21 protein-coding genes are annotated in these 25,604 nt (G+C 44.3%); 12 read left to right on the top strand and 9 right to left on the bottom strand.

All coding sequences use genetic code 11. The features are described 5' to 3' along the window. Positions 1–14 precede the first annotated feature (14 nt). The 3 genes from FTV25_RS06225 (at position 15) to FTV25_RS06215 (ending at position 3,397) form a co-directional block, all read left to right on the top strand. A complete protein-coding gene (locus FTV25_RS06225; RefSeq protein WP_180003673.1) occupies positions 15–1,460 on the top strand; it encodes a SulP family inorganic anion transporter in 1,446 nt (481 codons plus the stop codon). Between the two features lie 151 nt (positions 1,461–1,611). Beyond that, positions 1,612–2,328: a tRNA (guanosine(46)-N7)-methyltransferase TrmB gene (gene trmB / locus FTV25_RS06220; protein WP_004782474.1), complete on the top strand. Its 717-nt coding sequence runs from the start codon at positions 1,612–1,614 to the stop codon at positions 2,326–2,328. A 106-nt stretch (positions 2,329–2,434) separates the two neighbouring features. Then, positions 2,435–3,397: an IS30 family transposase gene (locus FTV25_RS06215; protein ID WP_180003671.1), complete on the top strand. Its 963-nt coding sequence runs from the start codon at positions 2,435–2,437 to the stop codon at positions 3,395–3,397. Between the two features lie 51 nt (positions 3,398–3,448). Here the strand turns inward: FTV25_RS06215 and FTV25_RS06210 are convergent, their stop codons facing one another. The 5 genes from FTV25_RS06210 to FTV25_RS06190 all read right to left on the bottom strand — a co-directional run bounded on the left by FTV25_RS06210 (position 3,449) and on the right by FTV25_RS06190 (position 8,504). After that, on the bottom strand, positions 3,449–4,225 hold the full coding sequence (locus tag FTV25_RS06210) for a Rossmann-like and DUF2520 domain-containing protein (RefSeq protein WP_180003669.1): 777 nt from the start codon (positions 4,223–4,225) through the stop codon (positions 3,449–3,451). A gap of 83 nt (positions 4,226–4,308) precedes the next feature. Next, a complete protein-coding gene (locus FTV25_RS06205; protein WP_180003667.1) occupies positions 4,309–5,106 on the bottom strand; it encodes a thioesterase family protein in 798 nt (265 codons plus the stop codon). Positions 5,107–5,168: 62 nt separating this feature from the next. Further along, positions 5,169–5,840: a class I SAM-dependent methyltransferase gene (locus FTV25_RS06200; protein ID WP_180003665.1), complete on the bottom strand. Its 672-nt coding sequence runs from the start codon at positions 5,838–5,840 to the stop codon at positions 5,169–5,171. Positions 5,841–6,082: 242 nt separating this feature from the next. Beyond that, positions 6,083–7,771 (bottom strand): AMP-binding protein, encoded by a 1,689-nt coding sequence (locus FTV25_RS06195; RefSeq protein WP_166137244.1) that lies wholly within the window; start codon positions 7,769–7,771, stop codon positions 6,083–6,085. Between the two features lie 97 nt (positions 7,772–7,868). Next, on the bottom strand, positions 7,869–8,504 hold the full coding sequence (locus tag FTV25_RS06190; protein WP_004782481.1) for a TetR/AcrR family transcriptional regulator: 636 nt from the start codon (positions 8,502–8,504) through the stop codon (positions 7,869–7,871). Between the two features lie 146 nt (positions 8,505–8,650). Between FTV25_RS06190 and FTV25_RS06185 the strand changes: the two genes are divergently transcribed. The 8 genes from FTV25_RS06185 (at position 8,651) to FTV25_RS06150 (ending at position 18,136) form a co-directional block, all read left to right on the top strand. After that, the gene (locus FTV25_RS06185) at positions 8,651–9,823 is read left to right on the top strand and encodes an isovaleryl-CoA dehydrogenase (protein WP_004782484.1); all 1,173 of its coding nucleotides are present in this window, start codon (positions 8,651–8,653) and stop codon (positions 9,821–9,823) included. A 35-nt stretch (positions 9,824–9,858) separates the two neighbouring features. Beyond that, entirely contained in the window at positions 9,859–11,460 is a 1,602-nt protein-coding gene (locus FTV25_RS06180; protein WP_005235052.1) for a carboxyl transferase domain-containing protein, read from the top strand. A 12-nt stretch (positions 11,461–11,472) separates the two neighbouring features. After that, the gene (locus FTV25_RS06175) at positions 11,473–12,267 is read left to right on the top strand and encodes an enoyl-CoA hydratase/isomerase family protein (RefSeq protein WP_180003664.1); all 795 of its coding nucleotides are present in this window, start codon (positions 11,473–11,475) and stop codon (positions 12,265–12,267) included. A 19-nt stretch (positions 12,268–12,286) separates the two neighbouring features. Next, complete coding sequence (locus tag FTV25_RS06170; protein WP_180003661.1) at positions 12,287–14,281, top strand: acetyl/propionyl/methylcrotonyl-CoA carboxylase subunit alpha; 1,995 nt, start codon at positions 12,287–12,289, stop codon at positions 14,279–14,281. After that, on the top strand, positions 14,278–15,180 hold the full coding sequence (locus tag FTV25_RS06165; RefSeq protein WP_180003659.1) for a hydroxymethylglutaryl-CoA lyase: 903 nt from the start codon (positions 14,278–14,280) through the stop codon (positions 15,178–15,180). The genes FTV25_RS06170 and FTV25_RS06165 overlap by 4 nt, the downstream gene beginning before the upstream one ends. A 100-nt stretch (positions 15,181–15,280) precedes the next feature. Continuing rightward, entirely contained in the window at positions 15,281–15,985 is a 705-nt protein-coding gene (locus FTV25_RS06160) for a CoA transferase subunit A (protein ID WP_180003657.1), read from the top strand. 2 nt (positions 15,986–15,987) lie between these two features. Beyond that, the gene (locus FTV25_RS06155; protein ID WP_125279247.1) at positions 15,988–16,626 is read left to right on the top strand and encodes a CoA transferase subunit B; all 639 of its coding nucleotides are present in this window, start codon (positions 15,988–15,990) and stop codon (positions 16,624–16,626) included. A 97-nt stretch (positions 16,627–16,723) separates the two neighbouring features. After that, positions 16,724–18,136 carry a short-chain fatty acid transporter gene (locus FTV25_RS06150; RefSeq protein WP_180003655.1) on the top strand — a complete coding sequence of 471 codons (1,413 nt, stop codon included), beginning with the start codon at positions 16,724–16,726 and terminating at the stop codon, positions 18,134–18,136. Between the two features lie 57 nt (positions 18,137–18,193). On the opposite strand, the gene FTV25_RS06145 is transcribed toward FTV25_RS06150, so the two are convergent. From FTV25_RS06145 to FTV25_RS06130, 4 genes are all read right to left on the bottom strand, one after another. After that, entirely contained in the window at positions 18,194–19,687 is a 1,494-nt protein-coding gene (locus tag FTV25_RS06145; RefSeq protein WP_257218959.1) for an OmpA family protein, read from the bottom strand. A gap of 193 nt (positions 19,688–19,880) precedes the next feature. Next, a complete protein-coding gene (locus FTV25_RS06140; RefSeq protein WP_180003651.1) occupies positions 19,881–21,119 on the bottom strand; it encodes a dihydroorotase in 1,239 nt (412 codons plus the stop codon). A gap of 10 nt (positions 21,120–21,129) precedes the next feature. Continuing rightward, on the bottom strand, positions 21,130–22,146 hold the full coding sequence (locus tag FTV25_RS06135; RefSeq protein WP_004782500.1) for an aspartate carbamoyltransferase catalytic subunit: 1,017 nt from the start codon (positions 22,144–22,146) through the stop codon (positions 21,130–21,132). A 223-nt stretch (positions 22,147–22,369) separates the two neighbouring features. Then, entirely contained in the window at positions 22,370–22,702 is a 333-nt protein-coding gene (locus FTV25_RS06130; RefSeq protein ID WP_034170006.1) for a hypothetical protein, read from the bottom strand. Positions 22,703–23,356: 654 nt separating this feature from the next. On the opposite strand from FTV25_RS06130, the gene rlmKL reads away from it, so the two are divergent. Next, the gene (gene rlmKL / locus FTV25_RS06125; RefSeq protein ID WP_180003649.1) at positions 23,357–25,561 is read left to right on the top strand and encodes a bifunctional 23S rRNA (guanine(2069)-N(7))-methyltransferase RlmK/23S rRNA (guanine(2445)-N(2))-methyltransferase RlmL; all 2,205 of its coding nucleotides are present in this window, start codon (positions 23,357–23,359) and stop codon (positions 25,559–25,561) included. Positions 25,562–25,604: the final 43 nt, after the last annotated feature.

Below are 25,604 nucleotides of genomic sequence, written 5' to 3'. Positions count from 1 at the left end.
TTAGATGATATTTCGTGATTAACCTGAAAAAAGAAGAATGGTTTTCCAATATCCGGACTGATGTACTGGCAGGTTTGGTGGTTGGACTCGCCCTGATTCCTGAATCTATTGCCTTTTCTGCGATTGCCGGTGTCGATCCGCAAGTCGGCTTATATACCTCTTTCTGTATTGCCGTGTCCATTGCCTTTTTCGGTGGTCGTCCTGCCATGATTTCTGCGGCTACAGGTGCAATGGCACTATTGATGATTACGCTGGTCAAGGATCATGGCTTGCAATACCTGCTTGCAGCCACGATTCTGACCGGAATCATTCAGGTGATTGCGGGCTTTTTTAAAGTTGCCAAGCTGATGCGTTTTGTGTCGCAGGCTGTGGTATATGGTTTCTTGAATGCCCTCGCGATCCTGATTTTTGTGGCACAAATCCCGGAGATTAACCGGATGGACAGTACGGGTTATCTGTTCATTTTAGTAGGTTTGATAATTATCTATCTGTTTCCTTATATCCCGAAAATCGGTAAAGCGATTCCATCGCCTCTGATCTGTATCGTCGTACTGAGCGCACTTGCGTTATTGCTTGGTGCAGATATGCGTACTGTGAGCGATCTGGGACAGTTTCCAGATACCTTGCCAGTCTTTCTTCTTCCAGAAATTCCACTGAATCTGGAAACTTTGCAGATTATCCTGCCTTATTCCTTTACTCTAGCCACTGTAGGTCTGCTTGAAAGTATGATGACGACTACAGTGATTGATGAAGTGACTGGAACTGAAGGTGACCGACATCAGGAATGTCGTGGTCAGGGTATGGCCAATATTGTCAGCGGTTTTATGGGCGGAATGGCCGGTTGTGCCATGATTGGCCAGTCGATTATCAATGTCTCATCAGGTGCTCGTACACGTTTATCGACATTAGTTGCTGGCGTATTTTTACTGTGTCTGGTGGTCTTCCTGAAAGACTGGCTGGCTTATATTCCTATGGCAGCACTGGTAGCTATTATGATTATGGTATCATTTACCACCTTCCAGTGGGGTGCAATCAAACAGTTTGGCAAGCATCCGCTAGAATTTAATACCGTGATGATTGCAGTGATAATTGTCGTGCTTGCTACTCATAATCTGGCGCTCGGTGTATTTGTCGGTGTATTGCTCTCTGCTCTGTTCTTTATTAATAAGCTGGAAAGAACTGTACATGTCTCGACTTATTTGCATAAGCCTAATTCACGTAGCTATATAATTTCTGGTCAGATCTTTTTCAGTAGTACAGAAAAGTTCTACCAATTTTTTGATTTTAAAGAAAAACTGGATCATGTTGAGCTGGATCTGACACATGCACATATCTGGGATGTGACTTCAGTAAATATGCTCAATAACGTCATCCAGAAGTTTAAAGCCCAAGGCATAGACGTGACTGTGATTGGCTTAAACGAAGCCAGCAGTACTTTGATCGACCGTTTTAGTACCTGATATCAAGCCCGATTTATAAAAGAGCCGGCTGGCTCTTTTATTTTGTCTGAGATCTCTGGCTCGATTTTATGGAGAAATACCGAGAAAAGTTTGACTTGCACCGCTTAGGACTTAAAATACCGCATTCTGAATTTTTAGATTTGCCAAAATTATGTCGAACGATCAATTAGACCAGCAAGTCGTGGAGCTGGACAATTTAAGCGAGCACCGTGAAATTGTGACGTTTATGCGCCGCTCAGCGCCATTAAATACCTCTCAACGTACTGCGCTTGAACAATATGGTCACTTAATTTTGGAATATCCGGTAGGTGATTTGCGTCAGCATTTTGAACACCCTGAACGTCCGCTGACTGTAGAAATCGGTTTCGGTATGGGTCGTTCACTGGTACTCATGGCGAAAGCGAATCCTGAGCGTAACTTTGTCGGAATCGAAGTGCATGTACCGGGTATTGCGCAGTGCGTGTATGAAGCAGGTATGGCAGGCGTAACTAACTTACGTGTACTGGATGCTGATGCGATTCAGGTACTTCGTGAAATGCCGGACAATAGCATCAACACCGTTCAGCTGTATTTCCCTGATCCATGGCAGAAAAAACGTCACTTTAAACGCCGTTTTGTATCTCATGACCGCATGCCATTGGTTGAGCAAAAACTGGAACTTGGCGGTACTTTCCATGCTGCAACAGACTGGGAACCGTATGCTGAGTGGATGCTGGAAGTTCTGGAAGAACGTCCACGTTTAGAAAATCTCGCAGGTAAAGGCAACAGCTACCCTCGTCCTGAATGGCGCCCACAAACCAAGTTTGAGCGTCGCGGAATCGAAGCCGGCCACAAGATTAATGATTTTATCTTTAAGAAAATTTCTTAATACGCAGATTCAAATCCCAAGTGCAACACATTTGTAGTTAGTTGAAAAAGTTAGGTGTATTCATAGAATCATTAGACTTTTTCAACTCGCAATTGGAAAGCACACAATGAAGAAATACACCCAACTTTCTCAAGATGAAAGATACGAAATTTATGCTACTTTGAAAAGTAAAAGTTCAATCGCTACCCTTGCTCGGGAATTAGGACGTTCACGATCAACCATCTACCGTGAATTAAAAAGAAATACTGGGCAACGTGGATATAGAGCTCAACAGGCAGCTAAATTTGCAAGTCAAAGACGGTACCGTCCTTCATCATCAATGACAGCATTTGCCTTCGCTTATATTGATTATTTGATTGGTTTGGACTGGTCACCCGAACAAATTTCAGGTGCTTTAACACAACGCGGTTGGCTGGATATACCTTCACATGAGTGGATTTACCAGTACATTTATCAAGATAAATCAAAAGGCGGTAAACTTCATCTACATTTAAGGCATCAGAAGAAATATCGAAAACGCGGTTACAAAAACACGGATCGTAGGGGTCAAATCATTGATAAAACAAGTATTCACTGCCGAGACCAGGTCATTGATCAACGACAACGTTTAGGAGATTTCGAAGGTGACACGGTGATTGGTAAACATCATAAAGGTGCTTTATTGACTCTCGTTGATCGAAAGAGCCTGTATGTACATATTGTTCATTTAGGGCCAACAAGAGCATCCTCTCCAACGATTACTTGTGCATTAGATCGTTTACAAATGAGCCATGCTTATAGTGTGACATTTGATAATGGCAAAGAATTTTCCGAACACAAAAGAATTACTGATGCTGGCATAGAGACGTATTTTGCTGATCCTTACAAGTCTATTCAGCGAGCTAGAAATGAAAATACGAATGGTTTAATCCGTCAATATCTGCCAAAATCATCATCGTTTGATGGCGTGTCAAACGAACAAATAGAGCAGATAGAGTTTGCACTCAACCATCGTCCTAGAAAAACACTAGGTTGGTATACACCGAGTGAAGTTATGGCTGGTTTTTATACTGTTGCACTTGCCGCTTGAATCCGCCATATCTATAAGTCTAAAAAGCGCTGATTATTCAGCGCTTTTTTATTAGCTATGACGGCGTTCTAAAATCTGCTGACTGAGTAATTTATACACACCTGCCAAGTCTTGTCGTTGAGATTGCTCTAGCATCTGCTGATGCATATTCAGAATATTCTGATCACCACGCATCGCAGGTCCAGTCTGCCCCTGACGAGGATCATTTTTCGTCGCTTTATTGGCTGTTTCCAGAATCAATGGATAAAGCAGGCTAAAGTCTACCTGCTGTGCATCCACAATCTGCTTGGCCATGTCATAACAGTAGTTGCTAAAATTGCAGGCAAACACCGCAGCTAGATGCAAGCTCAAACGTTGTTCTGAACTATATTGATAAACTCGTTTACTTAGGCTATTTGCTAAATGAATTAGAATTTTTTGATCTTCTGGATCAGATGCTTCAATAAATAAAGGTGTATTTTCCCAGTCGATTTCACGTTCCAGACTAAAGGTCTGCAGTGGATAAAAGACACCAGACTTTACATGTACATCTGCTAGAACATTTAGATGAGTACTACCCGAAGTATGGACAATCAGCACATCTTGCAAGTAAGAATGGACTTGTCTGATGACCTCAGCAATTGATTGATCACTCACGGCAATGATCATCAAATCTATATTCTGATTCAGATTTTCAGGTTGAGCGATGGCTTGCGCTTTAAATTGATCAGCCAGTTGCTGTGCTTTATCCAGAGTCCGGCTGTAGATCTGTACAATTTCATGTTGTGCTGACAATGCACGGGCAAGATGATAAGCCACTCGCCCTGCCCCAATAATACTAATCCGCATTCATCAATATTCCTGAACCATTGCGCACAGCATGCCAATAAAAAAAGGATGAATCAATTCATCCTTTTGCTTTTGAACCAGATTTAGAATTTACGTAAGGTCAAAATCTGTTCACTGCGACCGAAAGGCCCGTGAATATCGTGCAGTACACCGCTTGTGAGACCAATCCCATCTTCACCATACTGTTGCACCACTTCAAGCCCCAGCCATTCACCTTGCGGCAGACGGTGCATATGAATCTGCAAATCCAGATTTGGGAATCCCCAGCCCGCATTTGGATCCTGACGTGGCACAATGCCATTGGCGGTATCGACCATACCGAGTAAACGACTAAAATCTGTAGTCGGTTGTCCTTCGACCATATCCAGTGAGTTTCTAAGCCAGACAATGCCTTTGCCTGCACGATGATCAGGATGTGCACGGGTTTCAATACTTTGAATATAACCACCCGGCCAGCAACTCATACCCTCCCAAACCGGTAAAAACTCAGGACTTTTGATCGGAAAATCTTCAATGCCTGCAATGGCCCGGCTATCCGAAGTCAGCATCCTCCAGGCACGTGCAACAATACAGGTTTTTCCATTGGCACACATTTCCGCCTCAATCAGTTCAATAGTTTTGCCAGGACGGATCATGCGTGTAGTAATAGAAAATTCACCAAATGCAATCAGCCCAAAAATATCCAGTCCAACCCGGCCAATGCGCATTTCTGATCTAGGCTGAAACTGTTCCAGTTCAACACATAGAATACCGGTTGCTGGCGCCATGTGCTGTTCATGAGGATTCCACGCACCTTGAGCATGAATATTGGAACGATAATAGGCAGTAGTACTGCCATCTGTATGCTGCTCGCGCTGGATCAAACTATAATATGCTGACATTCTTCTTAAACTTCCTTGATTATTCTCTTAAACTTTAAAATTCATATAAAGTTTCATGATCTTTATTTTCTAAGTAAAAAACCATAATAATTCATGATTTGACTATAAATTTTGTGCTGTTTAAATCCGACTTTTGTTAAAAGTTCATTTGAATCTTCCGCTGAAATCAGAAAAAAGTCCTGCTGCAATCTGGCCAGCATATTTTCGCTTTGCTGCACACTAAGTCCGGTTTGCTGTGCCATTTTTTGCATCACCTTTAATTCATTCTCACCTTCTGGCTGCATCAGATCATAGGTCAATGCGATCCGGCCAGCTTTAAGGCTCTGATAGATAGCCTGAAAAAAATCAGATTTCTGAGGTTCAGGAATAAAATGGGCGACTAAAATAGCAAGTGCAGCATCGAAAGTATCCTGCTGATCCAGTTCCTGAGTGGTGCACTGTATAAACTGAACTCGTTGTTCAGCTCCAATAGAAGCCAGATGCTTCCTTGCCTGTTCAAGCATCGCAGCGGAAGGATCAATCGCAGTAAATGTCCAGTTGGGATGCTGCTGCAATAAATAAGATAGCTCATAACCAGTACCGCAACCCACGATCAGGATATGTGCATTTTCTGGAAGCTCAGTACTGAGTATTGCTTCAATCTGTTGATGCACCAGTTCATAGCCAGGAATCAGTTTACGGATATGATCATCATAACTGGCGACCACCACTTCACTGTGAAAGTTTTTTGCCATCTGTTTACTCTGATTTATATAGAAATAGATTTTTATCTATTTAAAGAAATTGCTAAATACATGACCTCAATTTGCAAGATGGATTCTTCTTCCATTGTGCAGGTGCTTCGTTACTTTGACTGGGCAAAGTAACCAAACCCCTCTGTTTCATTGATATGGCATCCTTGCCATACAATGAAACGGCGGCATCCATGCCGCCAGGTCATCTGATCAAATACTATTCAAACTTAGCTTTAATTAATTTAAGCAATCTCTTTTAAATTTAATTCTTCACGCATAAATTCACGCAACTTGAACTTCTGTGCCTTACCTGAAGCTGTCATCGGGAATTCATGGAAGAAACGCACATAACGCGGCACTTTGTTATGCGAGATATGCTCGGCACAATACTGGCGAATGGCTTCTTCGGTACATGGGTCATTTTCATGCAAGATGATGCAAGCACAAAGCTCTTCACCATATTTATGGTCTGGCACGCCAATCACCTGCACATCCGACACCGCTGGATGGGTATAAAGGAAATCTTCAATTTCTTTCGGGAACAGGTTTTCACCGCCACGAATGACCACATCCTTGATACGACCTTTGATTTTGACAAAGCCTTCATCATCCATTTCGGCAATATCACCGGTATGCATCCAGCGCGCAGCATCAATGACTTCCTGCGTCTTGTCCTGGTCCTCCCAATAACCGAGCATCACGGAATAACCACGCACACAGAGTTCACCCAGTTGACCGCGCGGCACCACCTTGCCATTTTCATCGACAATTTTCACTTCCAGATGCGGATGGACACGGCCAACTGTACTGACACGACGTTCAACACTGTCTTCAGTAGAACTCTGGGCACTTACCGGAGCAGTTTCAGTCATGCCATAACAGATGGTAATTTCGGACATATGCATCCGCTCAATCACGCGCTGCATAATTTCCTGCGGACACGGGCTACCCGCCATAATGCCGGTACGCAGGCTAGACAGATCAAAATCGTCAAACTGCTCATGTTCCAGTACGGCAATAAACATGGTCGGTACGCCATAAGCTGCCGTACATTTTTCCTGCTGAATGGCTTTTAAGGTTTCCAGCGGATTAAATACGGCAGATGGATAAATCATGGCTGAACCATGGGTAATACAGGCCAGATTGCCCATTACCATGCCAAAGCAGTGGAATAGTGGAACAGAAATACAGACACGGTCTTCCGGACTTAAGTGAATCGCCTCACCGACAAAGTAACCATTATTTAAAATATTGTTATGGGTCAGCATTGTACCCTTAGGGTTACCTGTAGTGCCTGACGTAAACTGGATATTAATGGTTTCATCGAACTGCAAATCAGTGGAGATCTGTTGCAGTTGTTCCAGTTCTTGAGCACTTGGTGTAGGCATTAAATCCTGAAAACGATGAATACCCGTATGCTGCTGCTCATCAATTTTAATGACATGCTTTAAATGTGGGAGACGCTCTGCATTCAGTAATTTATTTTCAGCCTGTTTTAATTCAGGCGCAATTTTGGTCAGAATTTCCTGATAGTCCGTTGTTTTAAACTGCGATGCAATGACCAGTCCCTTACAGGACACTTTATTCAGGACATATTCCAGCTCATTGCTTTTATAGGCCGGATTCAGGTTAACCAGAATAATGCCTGCCTTGAAAGCTGCGAACTGGGTAATAGTCCATTCCACACAGTTCGGCGACCAGATCGCCAGACGGTCACCTTTTTGCATACCCAATTTCAGCAGCTGACAGGCAAAGGCATTGACCTGATCCTGTAGCTGCCGATAACTCAGGCGTATGTTCTGATGCATGCTGACAACTGCATCGCGATCTGCATATTGTTCGCAAGCCTGATCAAATTTTTCACCAATCGTCATGCCCAATAAAGGCTGGCTGCTGGTTCCATAGGCATAGCTTAACCGTACTTGTGTCATTGAATCGATCTCCTTGATTCTTTGTAATTCTGATTTTCAACTTTACTAATTGTTTTATGACTACGACGACCTTGTCTATGTGCCTGTTTTTGTGTGTCTATGCTGCTGAATTTCCCTCCTGTCGATGTACTGCGTTAACACAAAAATCGGCAATCTGTTTGACAAAGTGATCCTTGTAGTTCTGATCAAACATCACATTACGGGACGGATTCAAAGGTTCAATCACGACAAAGGTCATGGCACCAACCACGCCCAAAGCTGCCGTATTTAAATCTTCAAACTCGAACTCTCCATTCACCTTTCCTTCGGCCAGGATTTCCTTAATGCTTTGTTTAAGCAGCTGTTTACTGCGAAAACGCTCATGTTCCATTTCCGGATCAACCGGTTCAAACATAAGTGAATACGCCAACTGGGGGCTATTCATGGCACGTTTCACAAAAGTTGTAACAGATTTTTGCAATTTCAGTTTTGGCGACAAATCCGACCCGGCAATGGAAACAAGAATTCCAACTTCGTGCTGAATCGCTGCCGACAAAACCTCAATCAAAATCTGGCTTTTGTTTTCAAAATATCGATATACCAGCCCTGTAGAAACGCCTGCGCGTTCTGCAATCGCCTGAATCGACGCCTCTTTAAAGCCCCCTTGAGTAATCAGTTCACGAGCAGACTGTAAAATCGACAAACGATTTTGTTCCATTCGTTCCTGCATCAGTGATGATCTTTTATAACTCATAATCTTATTCTCAACCAGATAAAATGAATTGTAAATCATTTTGTGAATATAGGTTCACTTTTTTAATTTTTCGTTGTATGTTAAAAAAACAAGCACAACAAAAATGCTTTTGGACACAACAAATATAATCTCAGGATGGATGAAGAATGAATTTACAAAGCTTAGATTTCGGTTTGGATGAAACTCTTATTGCGCTTCGTGATTCAGTGGCCGCATTTTGCGCCAAGGAAATTGCCCCAATTGCCCAGCAAGTTGACCGTGACAATGAATTCCCGGCTCACCTCTGGAAAAAATTTGGTGATATGGGCCTACTTGGTTTAACGGTCAGTGAAGAATATGGCGGTACCAATCTGGGGTATCTGGCCCATATTATTGCCATGCAAGAAATTTCCCGTGCTTCAGCATCCATTGGTTTGTCCTATGGCGCCCATTCTAACCTATGTGTAAACCAAATTAAGCGAAATGGTAATGAAGAACAAAAGCAGCGTTATCTGCCAAAACTGATTTCTGGTGAATATGTCGGTGCATTAGCAATGTCTGAGCCGAATGCCGGATCAGATGTGGTCAGCATGAAACTGAAAGCTGAAGATAAAGGTGATCATTATCTACTCAACGGTTCCAAGATGTGGATCACCAACGGCGGCGATGCTGATGTACTTGTGGTCTATGCCAAAACCGATTTACAAGCTGGCGCCAAAGGCATGACCGCCTTCCTGGTTGAGAAAAATATGCCAGGTTTTAGTCACGGCACTCATTTAGACAAACTGGGTATGCGTGGTTCCAATACTTATCCCCTGTTTTTTGACAATGTCGAAGTTCCTAAAGAAAACGTCCTTGGCGGTGTCGGCAATGGGACTAAAGTGCTGATGAGCGGTCTTGACTATGAACGTGCTGTTCTCAGTGCTGGTCCATTGGGCATTATGGATGCCTGCATGGATACCGTGATTCCTTATATTCATGACCGCAAACAGTTTGGTCAGGCACTCGGTGAATTCCAGTTGATGCAAGGCAAAATTGCTGACATGTACTCTACCTGGCTGGCATGTAAGGCGCTGGTGTATGCCGTTGGTGCTGAATGTGACAAGGCTGATCATAGCCGTAGCCTGCGTAAAGATGCTGCCAGTGCCATTTTATATGCCGCTGAAAAAGCTACATGGATGGCGGGTGAAACCATTCAGACCCTAGGTGGGAACGGTTATATCAACGAATTTGCTGCAGGCCGTTTGTGGCGCGATGCCAAACTCTATGAAATTGGCGCCGGAACTTCCGAAATCCGCCGTATGCTAATTGGCCGTGAGCTCTTCAACGAAACAGCCTAAACATTAACACTTAGAATAAAACAAGGATGTTCGTCATGAATCAGTTACAGAGCAAAATCAATATACGTAGTGAAGAGTTTAAGACCAACCAGGCTGCCATGCTGCAACTGGTGGATGATCTGAAACAGAAAGTAGAAAAAATTGCCTTGGGTGGCGGAGAAAATGCCCGCCAGAAACATCTGGATCGCGGCAAATTACTGCCGCGTGAACGGATTAATCATTTAATTGATCCAGGCACGGCTTTTCTGGAAATCGGTCAACTGGCTGCCTATCAGGTTTATCAGGATGATGTTCCTGCAGCAGGTGTGGTCGCAGGTGTAGGTCAGGTCAATGGTGTGACCTGCATGATCGTGGCCAATGATGCCACAGTCAAAGGCGGGACTTATTATCCCCTTACGGTGAAAAAGCATTTACGTGCCCAGGAAATTGCCGAACAGAATCATTTGCCATGTATTTATCTGGTCGATTCTGGCGGTGCTTATTTACCTTTACAGGATGAAGTCTTCCCGGATCGTGATCACTTCGGTCGTATCTTTTACAATCAGGCACGTATGTCGAGTCTAGGTATTGCCCAGATTGCAGTGGTGATGGGTAGCTGTACGGCAGGTGGTGCTTATGTGCCAGCGATGTCAGATGAAACCATTATTGTGCGTAATCAAGGCACGATTTTCCTCGGCGGCCCTCCTCTGGTGAAAGCGGCAACCGGTGAAGTGGTTTCTAGTGAAGACTTAGGTGGTGGTGATGTACATACCCGTTTATCTGGGGTTGCCGATCATCTGGCAGAAAATGATGAACACGCAATTGCCATTGCCCGCAACATTGTGGCGAACCTGAATAAAAAGCCAAATAAAACTGCAGATGAAATTGAAGCACCGCGTTTTGACAGTTCAGAACTATATGGCATTGTGCCGAGCGATGCACGTAAACCGTTTGATATCCGTGAAGTGATTGCGCGTATTGTCGACGGTTCACGCTTTGACGAATTCAAGGCACGCTTTGGGACTACCCTGGTCACTGGCTTTGCCAAGCTCTATGGAATGCCAGTTGGAATTATTGCCAACAATGGAATTTTATTCTCTGAGTCTGCACAAAAAGGCGCGCATTTTATTGAACTATGTACCCAGCGCAATATTCCGCTGATCTTCCTGCAAAACATCACCGGCTTTATGGTGGGTCGTCAGTATGAAAATGAAGGTATTGCTAAAAATGGTGCCAAGCTGGTGATGGCCGTCGCGACAGCCAATGTGCCTAAACTGACTCTGGTGATTGGCGGTTCTTTTGGTGCCGGTAACTATGGCATGTGTGGCCGTGCTTACTCGCCACGCTTTATGTGGACCTGGCCAAACTCACGTATTTCGGTGATGGGCGGTGAACAGGCCTCTAGCGTATTGTCGACTTTGAAACGCGATCAGATTGAGCAAAAAGGTGGAACCTGGTCAGCTGAAGAAGAAGACCAGTTTAAACAGCCAATTCGTGACCAATATGAACGCCAAGGCCATCCTTATTATGCTTCTGCGCGTTTATGGGATGACGGTGTCATTGATCCAGCGCAATCGCGTGAAGTCCTGGCCCTAAGTCTGGCTGCAGCGATGAATGCACCAATCCAGCCAACCAAATTCGGCGTGTTCCGCATGTAAGAGGTGACAAAAATGGACTATCAATTTTTACAGCTCGAACAGCAGAATCAGGTGGCAACGGTCTGGATTAACCGGGCTGAACTGCATAATGCGTTTAATACCCAGGTCATTGAAGAGCTACATGCCTGTTTCCAGTCTTTAAATCAGCGTGATGACGTACGCGTGGTGATTCTGGCAGGCCGAGGCAAAAGCTTCTCTGCGGGTGCAGATCTGAACTGGATGAAACAGGCCGGTCAGGCCTCACAGGCAGACAATGAAGCCGATGCTCTCAAACTGGCAAAAATGTTGCAAAGTCTGGCGACATTAAAACAACCGACGATTGCCCGTGTCCATGGAATTGCTTTTGGCGGCGGTATGGGTCTGGCAGCCGCTTGTGATATCTGTATCGCCAGCACTGATGCCAAGTTTGCAACGTCTGAAGTACGTTTAGGATTAGCCCCTTCGACCATTAGTCCGTATGTGATTCGTGCGATTGGCGCCCGTCAGGCGTCACGTTATTTCCTGACTGCTGAGCGAATCTCAGCTGAACAGGCGAAAACCATTGGTCTGGCACATGAAGTGACTGCACCAGAACAGCTCGACAGCAAAATTGATGAGATTGTGGAAGCGCTCTTACTCGGTGGACCAGCAGCGCAAAACGCCTCAAAACAGCTGATTCAACTGGTCGATCAACAGGTCCTGACTGAAGATCTGCTGTTTAAAACCGCACAGCATATTGCCCATGTTCGCCAGGGAGATGAGGCGAAAAATGGACTGAATGCATTTTTAAACAAACAAAGCCCGGCCTGGATTAAGACCACGGCATAACAACAAGAAGGATCGTAGGATGTTTGAAAAGATTTTAATTGCCAATCGTGGTGAAATTGCCTGCCGTGTGATTCGTACAGCGAAAAAGTTAGGGATTGCCACCGTTGCCGTATATTCCGATGCCGATGCACAGGCACAGCATGTCAAACTGGCAGATGAAGCCATCCATATTGGTGAATCGCCTGCTGCACAAAGTTATTTACAGATTGAACGTATTATTCAGGCAGCAAAAACTACCGGTGCTCAGGCCATTCATCCAGGTTATGGTTTCCTGTCTGAAAATGACCAGTTTGCCCTGGCCTGTCAGGATAACAACATTGTCTTTATTGGTCCGCCAGTGGATGCGATCTTAGCAATGGGTCTGAAAGCGACCTCTAAAGCCTTAATGGAAAAAGCTGGTGTACCTTTAACCCCCGGCTATCATGGTACCAATCAGGATGCCGATTTCTTGAAACAACAAGCTGACAGTATTGGCTATCCAGTACTGATCAAGGCTAGTGCTGGCGGTGGCGGTAAAGGCATGCGACTGGTCGAGCGTAGTGAAGATTTCCTGAGTTCACTCGCCTCCTGTAAAAGCGAAGCACGTTCCAGCTTCGGCAATGAAGATGTGCTGATTGAACGCTATGTCGTGCAGCCACGCCATATTGAAGTTCAGGTCTTTGGTGATACACATGGCAATTATGTGCATCTGTTTGAACGTGATTGCTCCGTGCAGCGTCGTCACCAGAAAGTTCTGGAAGAAGCACCTGCACCTAAAATGCCAGAAGACAAACTTGAGGCGATGCGCCAAGCCGCAATTGATGCTGCACGTGCTGTAAATTATGTCGGTGCCGGTACAGTCGAGTTCATCGTTGAGCAAGACGGTACTGCTTACTTCATGGAAATGAACACCCGTCTGCAGGTTGAGCATCCAGTCACTGAAATGATCACCGGTCAGGATCTGGTGGAATGGCAGTTACGTGTAGCGTTCGGTGAACCTTTACCGAAACAGCAGCATGAATTACAGATACACGGTCATGCACTGGAAGCCCGTGTTTATGCCGAAGAACCAGAAAAAGGTTTTATTCCTGCCATCGGTCAGATCAGCTATTTGCACTATCCAGAACAAAATGACAGCGTGCGTGTGGATAGTGGCATTGTCGAAGGTGATGAAATCAGCACCTATTATGATCCGATGATTGCCAAACTTATTGTTTGGGGCAAAAACCGTGAAGCTGCTTTAACCCAGATGCATCATGCCTTGGGTCAGTTTCATGTCGATGGTCTTGGCAATAACATCGCTTTTCTTGATCGCTTAGTATTATGTGATTCATTTAAAAATGCCCATCTCGATACTGGCCTGATTCAACGTGAAGAAGAGTTCCTACTCAAACCATCTGCTGATATCAGTGCAGAATTAGTGGTCACTGCAGCCTTGGTTGAACTGTTATCGCGTCTGGCTCAAAACCCGACTAGCAATAATCCCGTCTGGCAGCAAAAGGCATTTTGGCGTCTGAATCAGCAAAATAGCTACACAATTAAATTACAATGTAATGACGTTTTACGTGTGGTGAGCTTTAAAGCGCTAGAAAATAGTTTCCTGGCAAATTATGAAGGCCAGACACTTACCATCCAGGGTGAGCTGCTTGATCAACACCTACTCCAGTTAAATCTTGCGGGTCAGCAGCAGAAACTGGCATTTAGCCAGACTGAGCATGGCATTACCCTGTTCCAGAATGGTCAAAGTTACAAGTTTACTTATCTGAAGTCTGATTTTAATAGCCAGGATGAACAAGGTACTGAAAACAATCTAACTGCGCCAATGCCTGGCGTGATTACTCAGGTTCTGGTCGCGGCAAATGACAAAGTGAAAAAAGACGATGTACTGCTGACCTTGGAAGCAATGAAGATCGAATATACCATTCGTGCTCCGCATGATGGCATTATCGCAAACTCATACTTCCAGAAAGGTGATCAGGTTAAAGCCGGTGATGAACTGGTTGAGTTTCAGCCTCTAGCGGAGGAAGTTGCATGACAGATTTCGTTAAAATCGTAGAAGTCGGGCCACGCGATGGCCTGCAAAACGAAAAAACACCTTTAACACTAGATGACCGTAAAAATCTGATTCTGGACCTGATGAAAACAGGTTTGCAGGCGATTGAGGTCGGCTCCTGTGTTTCAGCCAAATGGGTTCCACAGATGGCAGATAGCGATACGCTATTTGCCAGCTTGCCTAAAGATCCGAATATCCAGTTCAGTTTGCTGACGCCAAACATGAAAGGTTTTGAATCAGCGCTGGCTGTGGATTGTAAAGAAGTTGCGGTATTTACCGCAGCTTCTGAAAGCTTTACCCACAAGAATATCAACTGCTCGATTGATGAAAGCTTTGAGAAGTTTGCAGATGTGATGGCCGCTGCCAAAGCTAATGATGTCAAGGTTCGTGGCTATGTCTCCTGCATGGTGGACTGCCCTTATGAAGGTGCAATTGATCCGAAGCAGGTCGTAAAAGTTACGCAGCGCTTACTAGATATGGGCTGCTATGAAGTGTCATTAGGTGAAACCATTGGTACGGCAACTCCAGATCGCGTGAAGAACGTCTGGGATGCCTGTCTTTCAGAAATTGATAGTAAAGTGCTGGCTGGCCATTTTCATAATACCTATGGTATGGCGATTGCCAATATTTACCAGTCATTGTTGCAAGGTATCCGAGTATTTGACTCCTCTATTGCCGGTCTCGGTGGCTGTCCTTATGCCAAAGGTGCTTCCGGCAATGTTTCAACTGAAGACCTGTATTACCTGCTCTCCAAGATGGGCTTTGAAACCGGTATTCAACTGGATGCCCTGATGCAGGCCAGCCGTAATATCAGTGAGGTTCTACATCGCAATAATCCCTCCAATTATGCCAATGCCTATTGGCAAAAAGCCTGTGCTTAAAAACTTGAAATAGCCGGACACTCTATAAGTCCTCATGGATAGAAATCAGCAGATCTTTAGATGAAAGAGATCTGCAAGAGAAGAATAAATCGAGGTAAAAATGTCAAATAAAGTGTATGACAGTGCAAAAGCCGCTTTAGACGGCGTGGTTCAGAATGGACATACCTTGGCGGTAGGCGGTTTTGGTCTATGTGGTATTCCAGAAGCCCTAATTGCAGCTTTAAAAGAAACCGGTGCCAAAAGTCTCACCTGTATTTCCAATAATGCCGGTGTCGATGGCTTTGGCTTGGGGCTATTGCTGGAAACCAAACAGATTAAAAAGATGATCTCTTCCTATGTGGGCGAGAATAAGGAATTTGAACGCCAATACTTAAGCGGTGAACTTGAAGTTGAACTGACCCCGCAAGGAACTTTAGCTGAAAAATTACGTGCCGGTGGTGCAGGTATTCCCGCTTTCTATACCGCGACCGGTGTTGGAACCGTCATTGCTGAAGGTAAAGATGTCCGCGAATTCAATGGCAAGTCTTATATTCTGGAAGAATCCTTAACTGCTGATGTAGCTTTGGTTAAAGCTTATAAGGCCGATAAAGCCGGCAACCTGATTTTCCGTAAAACTGCCCAGAACTTCAATCCGGTCTGTGCCATGGCTGGTAAAGTGACCATTGCTGAAGTTGAAGAAATTGTCGAGATCGGTGCCCTTGATCCAGATGAAATTCATCTTCCCGGCATTTATGTGAACCGGATTGTACAGAATACCCAACCGGAAAAACGGATTGAACAGATGACTTTAAAGGCGGAGGCTTGATCATGGCTTGGACACGTAATGAAATGGCGCAGCGCGCCGCACAGGAACTTGAAGATGGTTTCTATGTGAATCTGGGTATTGGTCTGCCAACCTTAGTCGCAAATTATATTCCAGAGAATATTAATGTCTGGCTTCAGTCTGAGAATGGTCTGCTGGGTATTGGAGAATTTCCAACGGCAGAGACTGTGGATGCCGACCTGATCAATGCTGGCAAACAGACGGTAACTGCCCGCAAAGGTGCATCTTTCTTTTCCAGTGCCGACTCCTTTGCCATGATCCGTGGCGGTCATGTCAATATCGCCATTCTGGGGGCTATGGAAGTCTCAGCAAATGGTGATCTGGCCAACTGGATGATTCCAGGCAAGAAGGTCAAAGGCATGGGTGGTGCCATGGATCTGGTCGCAGGTGTGCAAAAAGTTGTGGTGCTGATGGAACACTGCGCCAAAGATGGTACGCCTAAAATTGTCTCACAATGTAGTCTTCCGCTTACTGGTCAGGCCGTAGTGAACCGGATTATTACTGACTTAGGTGTATTGGATGTCACACCTGAAGGTATTCAACTTGTAGAACTGGCACCCGATGTCAGTTTTGATGAAATTCAGAAAGTCACCGGCGTACCTTTACTCCGTAAAGCAGCCTGATTTTTCCCAACCCTTAAAATGAAAATTTTTAAGGGTTTCTTTTTGGCTGAAGAAAGCCACTTCTTAATAACAAATGCAGAATAAATGGATTTTAATCATGCAAACTCAACAAAATATCTTGCAGCGCTTTGCCATGCGCGTCAGCGACTGGTCTGAAAAATGGTTTCCGGACTCTTATATCTTTGCCCTACTCGGTGTCATCATCGTTGCGATTGCCGCGATTGGCATTGGTGCGCCGGCACAAGACGTCGCGATTTCATTTGGTGACGGATTCTGGAGTCTGATTCCCTTTACCTTACAGATGTGTATGCTGATCGTGGTGGGTTATGTAGTTTCGGTTTCCAAACCGATGCAATTATTGATTCAGAAAATGGCGCGCATTCCTCATTCTGGACGTGGAGCCATCGTTCTCGTCGCCACTGTTAGTCTACTGATTTCCCTGATTAACTGGGCGATGAGTACAGTGCTAACTGCACTTCTGGTGATCGCACTGGCACAGCGTAAAGAACTGAACATGGATTACCGTGCGGCTGCCGCAGCAGCGATTATCGGGATGGGTGCAACCTGGGCACTCGGCATCAGTTCTTCAGCAGCGCAATTACAGGCCAACAAATCCAGCCTGCCAGAACCTCTGTATAATCTGACCGGTGTGATTCCATTTACTGAAACGATTTTCCTGCCGCAATCCATGATCATGACAGCAGTCTTGATCATCGCTTCGATTGCCATTGCCTACTGGTCTGCGCCCAAAGGCAATCATATTAAAACCATTGATCACTTCCCGATCCAGATTGAAAAAGAAAAGACTGAAACCGTGACCCATAAACGGCCGGGTGACTGGCTGGAAAACTCGCCAATCTTAAGTATTCTGATTGTGGTTCTGGGTCTGGTCTGGATGTTTAACGAGTTTTCTAAAAGCAATCCGATTCTGGCGATCTCCAGCTTAAACACCTATAACTTTATCTTTCTGATTTTAGGTGTAGCCCTACATGGTACACCACGTAATTTTCTCAATGCTGTGTCCAAAGCCGTGCCGGCCATTTCAGGGGTACTGATTCAATTCCCGCTTTATGGCAGTATTGCCTTTATGATGACCAATGCCTTGAATTCTGCTGACCTGTCCCTATCGCACTATATCGCCGAGTTCTTCGTTTCGATTGCCTCGCAGGAAACCTTTGCGGTGGTGATGGGAATTTATTCAGCTATTCTAGGCTTCTTCATTCCTTCTGGTGGAGGAAAATGGATTATTGAAGCGCCTTATGTGATGCAGGCCGCACATGACCTGAAAGTGCATCTGGGCTGGTCTGTCCAGATTTACAATGCAGCCGAAGCCTTACCCAATCTGATTAATCCTTTCTTTATGCTCCCCATGCTGGGGATCCTGAAGTTAAAGGCTAAAGATGTGATCGGTTTTACAGTGACCCAACTGGTCTTTCATCTTCCGTTAGTACTGTTCTTGCTCTGGTTCCTGGGAAGAACCCTGACCTATACCCCACCTGTTTTCTCTTAATTCATAACAAATAAAAAAGGACGAATCATTCGTCCTTTTTTATGATGAAAGAATTATTTAGCTGGCTTTCTTTTCAACTACGCCTTCATTATCTACAGTATGTACACGACCATCTTCGGTACTCATAACTTCAAAAGTTACACGACGATTTTGATACTGACCGTTCGAGGTTGCATTCGGTTGAGCAGGCTGATTCGCCGCCATACCTACAGGTTGTAATTGTGCCGGATTCACCCCTTTCTGTACCAGATAATTCACAATGGCTTGAGCACGTTTTAAAGATAGCTCCTGATTTTGAGTGCTGCTGCCTTCCGTATCAGTATGGCCTATTACGGTTAGACGTACATCTTTGGCATATTGCAATAAAGCTGCGGTCTGATCCAGCAAGCTTTTATTCACTTCAGGAATTTCTGTAGAACCTGTCACAAAATGAATAAGTTGCAGGTTTAAGGCAGTTGCAACATCCAATGCCTCAATATTCTCCATCTGAAGTTCGTCTAAAGCTTTTTTAGCCTCGGTATTGGCTGTATTGATCGCCTCATCCATATCCACTGGTTTTTGGGTCACGACTTCTACATTTTTAGCTAAGCCACGAATTTGACCTGCCAAACGCTGTGCATCTGCACTGTTCGCTGCCTGCACAGATACCTGATTACCTGCCCAAGTTAAAGTCACATTTGACATGCCTTGCAGTAATTTCAATACGGATGGAATTGTATCCTGATCAATAAATTCTGAGTGGTAATTTTCATTGGCTACTGCACCACAGCCAATACTGTAATTAAAGATCTGTTTGATTTCATTTTGCAAAATCTGCATATATTTCGGATCATTCATCTGTACCTGACAGTTGACAATTTCACCCTGACTACCTGTGCTGATTTTTAGAATTGCAGGGTTTGTTGCAGCAGCTTCGCTTACCGCCTGAGCATTTCGTAATTCATCCGGATCATCATCACGCAGGCATCCACGGAAGAAGAATAAGATAATCACCGCAATAATCACGAGGAGAATAAAAGGCCAGAACACCACTGCCTTTTTCTCTTCAGTCAGTACTGGTTCTGCTTCCGGTTCGGAAGCCAGACCCGGTGCGCGGTTCAGATTTTGTCCCGCCAGCGGAGATACGCCTAGAGATGCCAGTATGGGGCCAGCCCAGACTGGTAATGCCCGTTGAATCGAGTCTGCATGGGTATCTAGTAAATGCCCTACTGCTTCAGCAGTGGGTGCACCCGCTTCTGCCTGCAAGAAATTCATGGTTGGAACAATTGCCCGGTTCAGGGTCTGTTCAATTTCATCTTGAGGTGCAGTTGAATCTAACTGAGCCAGGAATTGTTGTTTTAGGGTCGGATTATTATTAAATAATTCATCAATCTTGGGATTAAGTTGCTGACCCAGACTTTCAATCCAGGCCGGTCTTGCACGAAGAATACTTAACAATACAGGATAGAATTGGGCTAAGGCCTGATCCTTGGCAAATAGATGTTCTGTTTCACCTTGCAGCACAATGGCGGTCACATCACTCTTTAAACGTTCAATTAAATCTGTATTCATCAAGATCACCATTATTCTGATTTATAATGTTTAATATTTAATCAGTGTAGCGATCCACCCTCTTTGGAATGTTAATAATTGTACTGATATCATAAAGTTTCACTGTTTATGTAGGGCTAACTTTTCTACTATTTTATTTAAGATATAAAAAAGTCAGCCGAAGCTGACTTTTTGTAAACGCAAAATGTAAGCGTTATGCGACAATAAAAGTTTGCAGCACTTTACCTTTCACTTTTTGATTGAGCAGTGGTGTATTTTTACCTTGAGAAACGATCGTTTCTTTGCTCAACGTCCATTCCTGTTCTGGATCAACCAGTACCCAGCCAGCTTCTGCCTTCCAGCGATCAAACATGCTGGCGACTTTTGCAGGAGCAACTGTGACTTTCTCCACCCATTCCAATGGCGTAAAGAAACCTTCATTCACCAGTTGGATACCGAACGATACATAGGTATCAAACGCAGTAAATCCAGGCAGTGTTTCCGCAAAGGGTGCCATTTTGGCAGAGCTGCTCAGGGGTTCATGATGGGTACAGATCGCATCAATTACACCAGATTTCACGCCCTGACGCAGTAATTCTTTGTCAGATTCAGAACGTAATGGTGGACGTACGTGTGCAAGAGAGTTAAAGCCATCAATCAGATGGTCAGTCAGATGCAATTGGTGCATAGCGACATCACAAGTTACTGGCAAGCCTTTTTCTTTGGCAATACGAATCAGTTCTACTGATGCACCACAAGATAACAAGCCAAAATGAGCACGTACTTTAGTTGCTTCAATCATGAGCAGGTATTTGGCAATGGCCACAGTTTCAGCTAGCGATGGAATCATTGGCAAGCCTTGGCGTGAAGCAATAAAGCCTTCATGCACACAACCATCTTTGGCGATTTGAGGTTCTTCTGCATAGAACACTACAGTCAGGTCCAAGCCCGCTGCATATTCAAGTGTACGCAATACCACATCATCATTGGCAAACGGCGCACTGGCATTAGAAACCGCAGTACATCCGCCCTTTTTCAAACCTGCCATATTGGCCGGTTGCTGACCTTGCAGACCTTGAGTCTGTGCACCGATCACCTGCAGATAAATACCACCATCCAGCATAGCTTTTTCAACCAGACCATGAATCAGCGCACCATTATCCTGCACAATCGGTTTAGAATCTGGCGGGGTAAATACATGCAGAATCCCGTTTTCACGTGCAGCCTTACCTTCAGACTTTAAAGTCCCGTGTTGCTGCTGACCCGGTTCACGTAAACGTGCGCATAGATCCACCATAGTGGGCATCAGCCATTTGCCCTGCCCATCAATGGTTTCAGAGACGTTAGCAGTTTCTGCAATACGTTTACCATTTTCCAGATAAACCGTTTCGACTGAATCAGTGTTTTGGATTGGGTCAAGAACACGGACATTTTCAATTTTTACAATAGACATGACTTATTCCTTATACCGCAATCGCTTCAATCAAACCCTGTTCCTGTAACTGACCCTGCATCGCAAGAGCCAGTACCGCCATACGTACTGCAATCCCGTTAGTAACCTGTTTCAGAATCACGGATTGCGGACCGTCTGCAATACTGGAATCAATTTCCACACCACGGTTCATTGGTCCTGGATGCATCACGATACAATCCGGCTTGGCCATGGCGAGACGTTCTTTATTCAGGCCATACATTTTGTAGAATTCAGCCTGAGAAGACAGCGCTGGCGAATCAATACGCTCGTTTTGAATACGCAAGGTAATGATCACATCACAGTCTTTGATGCCATCTTCCATATTATTGAACAGGCGTACATCTTCACTGTAGTCATCAAAACCGTATGGCAACAACGTATTCGGTGCAATCACGCGAATATCTTTACAGCCTAAGGTTTGCAGTGCCGCCACATCTGAACGTGCTACACGCGAATGCTTGATATCGCCAATAATAGCAATCGACATATCTTCGAATTTTTTATTGGTCTCGCGGCGAATAGTCAGCATATCCAGCATCGCTTGAGTTGGATGGGCATGACGGCCATCCCCTGCATTAATAATAGCGACATTTGGACATACATCTTTGGCAATAAAGTGTGCTGCACCTGAAGATGAATGACGTACTACGAAGATATCTGCCGCCATGGCTTCAAGATTCCACAAGGTATCACGTAAAGTTTCACCTTTAGAGGTACTTGAACGGGCAATATCGATATTCAGCACGTTGGCAGACAGACGTTTGGCCGCTGCCTCAAATGTAGTACGCGTTCGGGTAGAATTTTCAAAAAATAGGTTCATCACCGTTTTGCCTTCGAGCAAATTATTGGTGATCAGCTGATTTTGGTCATTAAAAAAGGACAACGCAGTGTCCAGTATTTTTGTAAGAGTTTCTTTAGAAAGACCTTCGATGGTCAGGAAATGTTTAAGATTACCTGCTTTGTTGAGTTGAATCTGGCTCGGTGTATGCAATGCCGCCAAGTGCATGAGAGATTCCTTATACGTTAAGTCAACGTATTATACAGAGATTAGCGAATCTTTATAGTTGATAAAGAGCTCGGTTGTACAAAAACCATCTCGGTAATAAGAATGGAAATTTAAATTCCCATGTATTTTTTCAATAAGATAATTTAACCTGTCTATCTATATGCTTGTTTTTTCATTTAAACATGAGTGCTTCAGTCTGGAGCATCCACACCCAATCCCCCAATTAGCGCAATGCGCCAATATAATGATGTGAAACCTGTGCGCGATAGATATCTTCTTCACTTGGTTCCACAGAAATCAGTTCCTTTTCCGCCTGTTCTTCAGCCTGCAGTTCTGAAAATGACGATAAATCCAGAGTGGTTTTTAAACGATTGACCAGATGTAATAACTCAGGATCTTCAGTCTGCTCTGCCAGCCCAATCACATGCTTTGCATAGTGGATATTTTCTGCAAGATACATGGCATCAATTACTCGCCCAGTCACTCGTCTTAAACGTGCATAGATCAAGGTAGCGATTGAAAATGCCTCATTCCTGCGTAATTGAAGATCCAACATCTAAGCCCCTCCGAAATAATAATTAAGAATAAAGATGAAGCTGTAATGATTCCCCTCAGCATTACAGCTTCATTGATATTAGATAGAGCAATAAACGTACCAAAATTAATAAATAAGTTATGTGAGTTATAAATTGATATGAATGAAAATTGTTCTACCTCGAGCAATCGTAGATCAGTGTCTTTTTTGTTTTAGATTCACTCCTCGTCTGGCTAATCAATTCTTAGTCTCGATCACTTGACATGAGTGACCAAATTTTAGCTTTTACTTTTAGAGTAATGTTGATGCCATATGGTGCATATAAACGATCCGGCATCAGATCCATCACATCAATAACCCGATTATTTATTTTTTAAATCACACATACAACATGGCTGCAATTGAAGATCTAGATTGCGAATTAGTTTAATACCCATTACATATCCATCTGTAAAATAAAAGTTTTATTCAAAATATTTTCATTCTTGGTATTTTGTAATTTTACATCTCTCGTCAATTTTTAGTTTACTTTTTAAGTCAACATTTAGCGCTTTTTAGGATGAGTAAAACTAGGCTGTATATGCTCGAATTTAAAAAATTTCCAAAGCTTTAACAGGCAAAATACGCTAAACTGAGCGCAGTTTTTTATTTATTCTTTTCCGGTCTCTCTATTTTATGAATACCTCTTCACGTTTAAGCAATTATTGGGTCACCTGTGCCGATGGTCTGGAAACCTTATTAGAAGAAGAAATCAAAGGTTTAGGTGTTCAGGATATCGAACGTTTCCCAGGTCGTCTGACCTTCAAAGGCACGCTTGAAAATGCTTACCGCATCTGTATGTGGTCTCGTCTGGCTTCTCGTGTCCTGATGCCAATTCACACGCATGAAATCGAATTCTCCCACGATGCGCGTGATGTTGCAGAAGAGCTTTATGAAGGTGCGATGAGCTTCGACTGGTCACTGATTTTTGCACCACAAAGCACCTTCGCAATTCGTCTGCACGTTGAACGTGATATTAAGGTCAATACCCAGTTTGCAACTCTACGTGCCAAAGATGGCGTCGTCGATTCCTTTATGGAAGCTGTGGGCAAGCGTCCAAGTATTGATACCAAACAGCCAGAAATCACCATGTATATTCTGGCCGGTAAAAAAGAACACACTTATTGTTTAGACTTATCCGGTGATTCCCTGCATAAACGTGGCTATCGCCGCTTTATGACTGAAGCACCAATCAAGGAAAATCTGGCGGCTGCGATCCTGCAAAAAGGCGGCCTGAAAGACATCAACCCGGATATTGTGGTTGATCCAATGTGTGGTTCAGGGACGTTTATCATTGAATCACTGATGATTCTGACTGATCGTGCCCCAGGTCTGGTGCGTCGTTTCGGATTTAATGGCTGGAATGGTCATGACCATGAATTATGGATGGGGATTAAAGCTGAAGCGGCTGAACGTCATAAAGCTGCGCTAGAAAACCCATTACCAAAATTCTATGCCTTTGATGCCGACTGGGAAGCGGTAAAAGCCACTAAACAGAACATTATTGCTGCAGGTTTTGAATCTGCGCTTGACCAGATCAAGATCGAAGAGCGTACTTTAAATGACTGGCCAGATTTCCAGGCGGAAGGCAAAAAAGTCTTCTTCGTCACCAACCCGCCGTACGGTGAGCGTCTGGGTGATAAGGCATCTAACCGTGCCTTGTATCTGGGTCTGTCTAATCTGCTACAAAAGAATTTCCCGAATCAGAAAGCGGCAGTCATTGCTGCTCAGGTGGAACAGGCCGATGTCTTGGCGTTCAATGACCCGCAAATTCTGCGTTTGATGAACGGTAAACTGCCAATCTATATCCGTTTTGGTACAGTAAAACCGGCAGCAGTCACACGTCCTTTCCTGGAAAGCTGGCAGCCGCAACAATTCGAGCCGATTGAAGGTGCGATGGAATTTGCTAACCGTCTGACCAAGAATATGCAAACCCTGAAAAAATGGGCGGTAAAAGAAAATATTCACTGCCTGCGTTTGTATGATGCCGACCTGCCGGACTTTAATGTAGCAGTTGATCTATACGGCGAACGTCTGCATGTTCAGGAATATGCACCACCGAAAAAAATCGATCCTGAAAAAGCAAAAAAACGTTTTAACCTGGCTCTACAGGCAATTCGTGCCGTGACCGGTTTGGGCCGTGATGCGATCTTTATCAAGACGCGTGCCCGTCAGGAAGGTAAAAACCAGTACACCAAACAAAGTACAGCATCTAAACGTTTTATCGTCCAGGAAGGCCAAGCCAAGATTCTGGTCAACCTGACCGACTATCTGGATACCGGTTTGTTCCTGGATCACCGTCAGATACGTTTGCGTATTGCCAAAGAAGCCAAAGGCAAGCACTTCCTGAATCTGTACAGCTATACCTCTACCGCGAGCTTACATGCAGCTTTAGGCGGTGCAGCGAGTACCACCAGTGTCGATTTATCTAATACTTATTTGAACTGGTCAAAAGAGAACTTTGTTCTAAACGGCCTGACTGTAGACCATGCCGATCAACAACATCAATTCTTTGCATCTGACTGTTTTGAATGGCTGAAAGAAGGTCATGAACAATATGACCTGATCTTTATCGATCCACCGACATTCTCTAACTCGAAAAAATTCTACGGGACTTTCGACGTTCAGCGTGACCACGTCTCTTTATTGAAACGTGCCATGAACCGTTTAACCACTGACGGTACGTTGTATTTCTCGAACAACTACCGTGGTTTCGAAATGGATGAAATGATTGAAGGTTTATATGACTTGGAAGAAATCACGCATGAAACCATTGGTCCAGACTTCAAGCGTAACCAGAAAATTCACCGTGCCTGGAAAATTACTCATCCAAAAATGTAAGGTGTGAATATAAGATAAAGAAAAACCCAGCCTAGGCTGGGTT

Origin of the sequence: Acinetobacter sp. YH12249 (genome assembly GCF_013417475.1) — a bacterium.
Classification (GTDB): Bacteria; Pseudomonadota; Gammaproteobacteria; order Pseudomonadales; family Moraxellaceae; genus Acinetobacter.
Note: the sequence above shows the minus strand (reverse complement) of the source record. Positions and strands in the feature narration are given on the sequence as shown.